Source organism: Massilia sp. 01N417 (assembly GCF_056399645.1).
This window is the reverse complement of record NZ_JBFTRS010000024.1, coordinates 94,155-100,154: the sequence shown is the minus strand read 5'-3', so window position 1 is coordinate 100,154 and position 6,000 is coordinate 94,155. Positions and strand designations below refer to the sequence as shown.

At 63.4% G+C, this 6,000-nt stretch carries 5 protein-coding genes; 1 reads left to right on the top strand and 4 read right to left on the bottom strand.

Annotated features, from left to right (window positions below; all coding sequences use genetic code 11):
- On the top strand, positions 1-356 hold a 356-nt coding region (locus tag AC1DOQ_RS22450), incomplete at its 5' end, for an electron transfer flavoprotein subunit alpha/FixB family protein (RefSeq protein WP_477369283.1).
- Between the two features lie 63 nt (positions 357-419).
- Here AC1DOQ_RS22450 and AC1DOQ_RS22445 read toward each other — a convergent pair.
- The 4 genes from AC1DOQ_RS22445 to phaC form a co-directional block, all read right to left on the bottom strand.
- On the bottom strand, positions 420-1,583 hold the full coding sequence (locus AC1DOQ_RS22445) for a cystathionine beta-lyase (RefSeq protein WP_477369281.1): 1,164 nt from the start codon (positions 1,581-1,583) through the stop codon (positions 420-422).
- Between the two features lie 159 nt (positions 1,584-1,742).
- The gene (gene rimO / locus AC1DOQ_RS22440) at positions 1,743-3,200 is read right to left on the bottom strand and encodes a 30S ribosomal protein S12 methylthiotransferase RimO (protein ID WP_477369279.1); all 1,458 of its coding nucleotides are present in this window, start codon (positions 3,198-3,200) and stop codon (positions 1,743-1,745) included.
- A gap of 252 nt (positions 3,201-3,452) precedes the next feature.
- Complete coding sequence (gene phaR / locus AC1DOQ_RS22435) at positions 3,453-4,010, bottom strand: polyhydroxyalkanoate synthesis repressor PhaR (RefSeq protein WP_477369277.1); 558 nt, start codon at positions 4,008-4,010, stop codon at positions 3,453-3,455.
- A 184-nt stretch (positions 4,011-4,194) separates the two neighbouring features.
- Positions 4,195-5,952 (bottom strand): class I poly(R)-hydroxyalkanoic acid synthase, encoded by a 1,758-nt coding sequence (gene phaC, locus AC1DOQ_RS22430; RefSeq protein WP_477369275.1) that lies wholly within the window; start codon positions 5,950-5,952, stop codon positions 4,195-4,197.
- Positions 5,953-6,000: the final 48 nt, after the last annotated feature.

Genomic DNA, 6,000 nt, shown 5'->3' with positions numbered 1-6,000 from the left:
GCGCCAAGATCGTCGTCTCGGGCGGCCGCGGCATGGGTTCGGGCGAGAACTTCAAGATCCTGGAACCGCTGGCCGACAAGCTGGGCGCCGCCATGGGCGCCTCGCGCGCGGCCGTGGACGCCGGCTACGTGCCGAACGACTGGCAGGTCGGCCAGACCGGCAAGATCGTCGCACCGCAGCTGTACATCGCGGTTGGCATCTCGGGCGCCATCCAGCACCTGGCCGGCATGAAGGACTCGAAGACCATCGTCGCCATCAACAAGGATCCGGAAGCGCCGATCTTCTCGGTGGCGGACTACGGCATCGTCGGCGACCTGTTCGAGGTCGTGCCGGCGCTGGTCAAGGAACTGGGCTAAGCTTTAAAGCCGTCGTTCCCGGCATTGCCGGAAACGACTTCCCGCGAAAGCGGGAATGACGGATCAAAGCTTACCTAAGGCCCGCTCGATATCGGCAATCAGGTCATCAGTATCTTCCAACCCGATATTGAAGCGCACCAGCACCCCAGCATCCGTCCAATTCCGGCGCATCCCCTGAATCCGGTAAGGCATCACCAGGCTGTTCGCCCCGCCCCAGCTGTAGCCGATGCCGAACAACTCCAGCGCATCGACGAAGCGGTCGGTCTGCTCTTCCGTATAGCGCGCATCGAACAGCACCGAGAACAGGCCGCCGGCGCCGCTGAAATCGCGCTCGAAGAATTCGTGGCCGGGGCAATCCTCGAAGGCCGGGTGCAGCACCTTCGCGATTTCCGGACGCTGCTTGAGCCACGCCGCCACCTTGCGCGCCGCCGCGTCGTGGGCTTCGAAGCGCAGCTTCATGCTCGGCAGGCCGCGCATCACCAGGTAGGCATCGTCGGCGCTGACGCCCATCCCCAGCCGCATGTGAGCGAGGGCGATGCGGTCGATCAGCGCCTTCTCGCGGGTGATCACGGCGCCCATCAGCACATCCGATCCGCCGGACTGGTACTTGGTCAGCGCCTGCATGACGATGTCGACGCCGAGGTCGAAGGCGCGCAGGCCGAGGCCGGCCGACCAGGTGTTGTCGAGCGCGACCAGCACGCCCTTCGCTTTCGCCGCCTTGCACATCGCCGGCAGGTCCGGCACTTCCATCGACACCGAACCCGGCGCCTCGGTCCAGATCAGCTTCGTGTTCGGCTGGATCAGGTCCGCGATGCCGGCGCCGACCAGCGGGTCGTAGTAGCGCGCCGTGATGCCGAAGTCGGCGCTCAGCCAGCGCCCCAGTTCGCGGTTCGGGTTGTAGACGTTTTCCGGCAGCAGGACGTCGTCGCCGGATTTCAGCAGAGCCAGGTCGACCATCGAGATCGCGGCCAGGCCGGACGGCGCCAGCAGGCAGTGCGAGCCGCCTTCGATCTCGGCCAGGCGGGCTTCGAGCGTGAAGGTGGTCGGGGTCCCGTGCAGGCCGTAGGTGTAGGCGTTCTTGTTCTTCCAGTCGCCGCTGCGCATGCTGGCGACGTCCTTGAACAGGACCGTGGAAGCATGGTGGATGGCGCTGGGGAAGGCATCGAAGCCTTCGGGGGCGCGGTAGTCGCTGTGGATCAGGGTGGTTTGGAGGGATTTTTTGCTCATTGTTCTTGCTCCATATTGACCCGTCATCCCCGCGAAAGCGGGGATCCATGCTGAGCTACCAAAGTCGGCGAACTTGCAAAAGCCCGGACAACACGAATTCTGCGGCTCAGTATGGGTTCCGGCTTTCGCGGGAACGGCGGTTGAGTTGCGGTTTCTCGTTCAGGCCACAGTCGCCCAAAGATCATGCGCATCCGCCTTGGTCACCACGACCTCGATGAACTCGCCGACGGCCGGCTTGGCCTTGCCCGGCTGGAGCGCGCGCTTGATGTGGACCACGCCGTCGATTTCCGGCGCGTCGGCAGCCGAGCGGCCGATCGCTTCGCGCGGTCCGACTTCGTCGACCAGCACGCGGATCTTCTTGCCGACCTTGGCCTGCATGCGCTTCAGCGAGATCTCTTCCTGCAGCAGCATCACCCGCGCGCGGCGTTCCTCGCGTACGGCTTCCGGCACAGGATTCGCCAGTTCGTTGGCGGTCGCGCCTTCGACCGGCGAGTAGGCGAAGCAGCCCAGGCGGTCGATCTGCGCCTCGCGCAGGAAGTCCAGCAGGTATTCGAATTCCTCTTCCGTTTCGCCCGGGAAACCGGCGATGAAGGTCGAACGGATCACCAGGTCCGGGTTCATCTTGCGCCAGGCCAGGATGCGGTCCAGGTTCTTCTCGCCGCTGGCCGGACGCTTCATGCGCTTCAGGACGTCTGGATGCGCGTGCTGCAGCGGGATGTCCAGGTAAGGCACGAGGTTCTCGCCCATCAGCGGGATCACCTGGTCGACGTGCGGGTAGGGGTAGACGTAGTGCATGCGCACCCAGGCGCCGTACTGCCTGGCCATCTCGCCCAGGGCCTCGGCCAGCTGGGTCATGTGGGTCTTGATCGGACGGCCGTTCCAGAAGCCGGTGCGGAATTTCACGTCGACGCCGTAGGCGCTGGTGTCCTGCGAGATCACCAGCAGTTCCTTGACGCCGGCCTTGAAGAGGTTTTGCGCTTCCTGCAGCACTTCGTGGATCGGACGCGAGACCAGGTCGCCGCGCATCGACGGGATGATGCAGAAGCTGCAGCGGTGATTGCAGCCTTCCGAGATCTTCAGGTAGGCGTAGTGCTTCGGGGTCAGCTTGACGCCGTGGTCCGGCACCAGGTCGATGAAGGGATCGTGCGGCTTCGGCAGGTGCAGGTGGACCGATTCCATCACTTCGGTGACGGCGTGCGGACCGGTCACGGCCAGCACCTTCGGGTGCACCTTGGTGATGATGTCGTCGCCCGCCGCATCCTTCTTGGCGCCGAGGCAGCCGGTGACGATCACTTTGCCGTTCTCGGCCAGGGCTTCGCCGATGGCGTCCAGCGATTCCTGCACGGCGGCGTCGATGAAGCCGCAGGTGTTGACGATCACGAGGTCGGCGCCGTTGTAGGAATTCGCGGTCTCGTAGCCTTCCGCGCGCAGCTGGGTCAGAATCTGTTCGGAGTCGACCAGGGCCTTCGGGCAGCCGAGCGAGACGAAGCCGACCTTGGGCGCGGCAACGCCGGGCGCGGCCGGCGGGATCACGACCGGGTTCGAAGCCGGAGCCTCGGCGACGGCGGCTGCGGAATCTTGGGAGGCGGGAAGCGGATTGCGGCGGAGTTCAGGCATGTGGATTGCGACGGAAAATTCTGGGCAATCCGCGATTGTACAGGAAGCGGGGGATCAGGAAAACCAAGGGGTGATTTTGGGGACTGCTGAGTGGCGGAATGGGATCGCTGCGCCACACCGTCATCCCCGCGAAGGCGGGGATCCATACTGAGCTGCCGAATTCGAACTATTTGCGAGACCGCTGCCTGATCGACGTTGGCGCCTCAGCATGGGTTCCCGCTTTCGCGGGAACGACGGTGGTGCGATGGCGATTTACTTCTTGGTATCCGTCGGCACCCCAAACGGGAAAGTCCCGAACATCGCCTTGCTCTGGCTCTGCATCTGCTCCTGCATCTGCAGGAACAGGTTCTTGCTCTGGTCGATGTAGTTGTTCATCATGCCCTGCATCATCGGGCCCTGGATGTTCATGAACTGGGTCCACATCTCGGTCGAGAAGGGTTTGCCTTCGAGGGCGCCGGCGGCCGAGCCGACGAACTTGTTCTGGATGTCAGTGAAGGCCTGGACGTTCTTTTCCAGGTAGGAGCCCATCATGCCCTGCATCGCATGGCCGTAGTAACGGATGATCTGCGACAGCACGGCGCTCGAGAACATCGGCGCGCCGTGTGCTTCTTCTTCCAGGATGATCTGCAGGAGGATGCTGCGGGTCAGGTCTTCGTTGGTCTTGGCGTCGACCACGGTGAATTCGTCGGCGTCCAGCACGAGCTGCTTGACGTCGGACAGGGTGATGTAGGAGCTGGTCTGGGTGTCGTACAGACGTCGGTTCGGGTACTTCTTGATCAGGCGTTCGCTACTCTTTTTTCCACTGCTCATCTCAGGTTCCAAATATTGCGCCGCGGCGCTCTGTTATGCGGTCCGCGGACCGGCTAGCCGAGCCGCGGGCGTCTCCGATTCCAAGAGGATATTCTCTAAAATACCACGTTGTGATCGCAGGCGCAGCAATTATTCAACAGGCAACTCACGTATTTTTAAAGCAAGTTGCCTGTCTATTAAGAACTCAGTCGGCACGTGCCTTCACGTAGCGGCCGGGTGCCGCTTCGATCGGCTGGTAATGCGCATTGCCCGGCTGGGCCGGCGGCGGGACGTCCTTGCCGCCGTTCTCGGCCAGGAATTTCGCCCATTCCGCCCACCAGCTGCCCTTCACTTCCGTGGCGCCGGCGAACCAGTCGGCCGCGCTCTTGGGGCGATTGCGGCCATTCGCCTGGTTCACCCAGTGGCTGCGCTTGCCTTTCGAGGCCGGATTGATCACGCCGGCGATGTGGCCGGAGGCACCCAGCACGAAGCGATTCGCCTTCGGCTTTTTCGGGTTCAGCAGGTTCATCGAGGCGAACGCCGCTTCCCAGGGCACGATATGGTCTTCCTTCGAGCCATAGACGAAGACCGGGCAATCGATCTTGCCGAGGTCGACCTGGACGCCGGCCACGGTCAGCGCGCCCGGCACCTTCAGCTTGTTCTCCAGATAGGTATTGCGCAGGTACCAGCAGAACATCGGGCCCGGCAGGTTGGTACTGTCGGCGTTCCAGTACAGCAGGTCGAAGGCAGGCGGGGTCTTACCCTTCAGATAGTTCTGCTGGACATAGTTCCATACCAGGTCGTTCGGACGCAGCGAGGAGAAGGTCGTCGCCAGGTCGCGTCCCGGCATCAGGCCGCCCTTCGCCAGTTGCTGTTCGCGCAGCGCGACCTGGGTCTCGTCGACGAAGACGTCCAGCACGCCATTGTCGGCAAAGTCGAGCAGGGTCGTGAACAGCGACAGGCTGGCCGCCGGCTGGCGTCCGCGCGCCGCCTCGACTGCCAGCGCGCTGGCGGCGATGGTGCCGCCGACGCAGAAGCCGAACACGTTCACCTTTTCCTTGCCGGAGATCTCGCGGGCGACGTCGATGGCCTTGACCGCGCCCTGGTCGACGAAGTCGTCCCAGGTCTTGTTGCCCATCGTCTGGTCCGGATTACGCCAGGACATCATGAATACGGTATTGCCCTGCTCCACCAGATAGCGCACCAGCGAATTTTCCGGCTGCAGGTCGAGGATGTAGAACTTGTTGATGCAGGGCGGCACCATCAGCAGCGGCACCTCGTGCACGGTCGGGGTCGCCGGCGTGTACTGGATCAGCTGGAACATATCGTTCTCGAACACGACGGTGCCGGGCGTGACGCCGACGTTGCGGCCGACCTCGAAGGCCGACTCGTCGGATTGCGAGATCCGGCCCTTCTGCATATCGGCCAGCATGTTCTGCAGACCCTTGGTCAGACTCTCGCCCTTGGTCTCGAGCAGTTTCTGCTGGGCTTCCGGATTCGTCGCCAGGAAATTGGCCGGCGACAAGGCGTCGACGATCTGCTGCACCGCGAAACGGATCTTCTGCTTGTCGCGCGGCGGCGCTTCGACCGCCTCGGCCATCGCCATCAGGAATTCGGCATTCAGGAGGTAGGACGCGGCGCTGAAGGATGACACCGGGTTCGCCGTCCATTCGGGCGCCGAGAAGCGCCTGTCCTTGAACTCGGGCGTCTTGCCGCTCATGACGTCCTGCCACAGGCGCATCGCCTTCTGCAGGTAGTCGTTGCGCATCGCTTCGAGCTTGGCCTGGGGCAGGCCGGCGCCGAAATCGCCCAGCATGCGCATCACCGGCGCCGCCTGCTGGGCCATGCCGCCGCCAAACGCCGAGGGGTCGGCAAACTTCATCCAGGACTGCCAAACGGAGGGATCGGAAAACTGCGACATCCATGCAGCGCCAGGCTGCGCGAAAGCTTCGGGCGTATTCATATCGGCGTCCATTGTTTAGAATCGGGTATTCGAGCGTGCAACAAAGGA

Excerpts from the sequence above, each read along its gene's own strand:
- AC1DOQ_RS22445 (WP_477369281.1), bottom strand. The coding sequence starts at position 1,583 with ATGAGCAAAAAATCCCTCCAAACCACCCTGATCCACAGCGACTACCGC.
- rimO (WP_477369279.1), bottom strand. The coding sequence starts at position 3,200 with ATGCCTGAACTCCGCCGCAATCCGCTTCCCGCCTCCCAAGATTCCGCA.
- phaR (WP_477369277.1), bottom strand. The coding sequence starts at position 4,010 with ATGAGCAGTGGAAAAAAGAGTAGCGAACGCCTGATCAAGAAGTACCCG.
- phaC (WP_477369275.1), bottom strand. The coding sequence starts at position 5,952 with ATGAATACGCCCGAAGCTTTCGCGCAGCCTGGCGCTGCATGGATGTCG.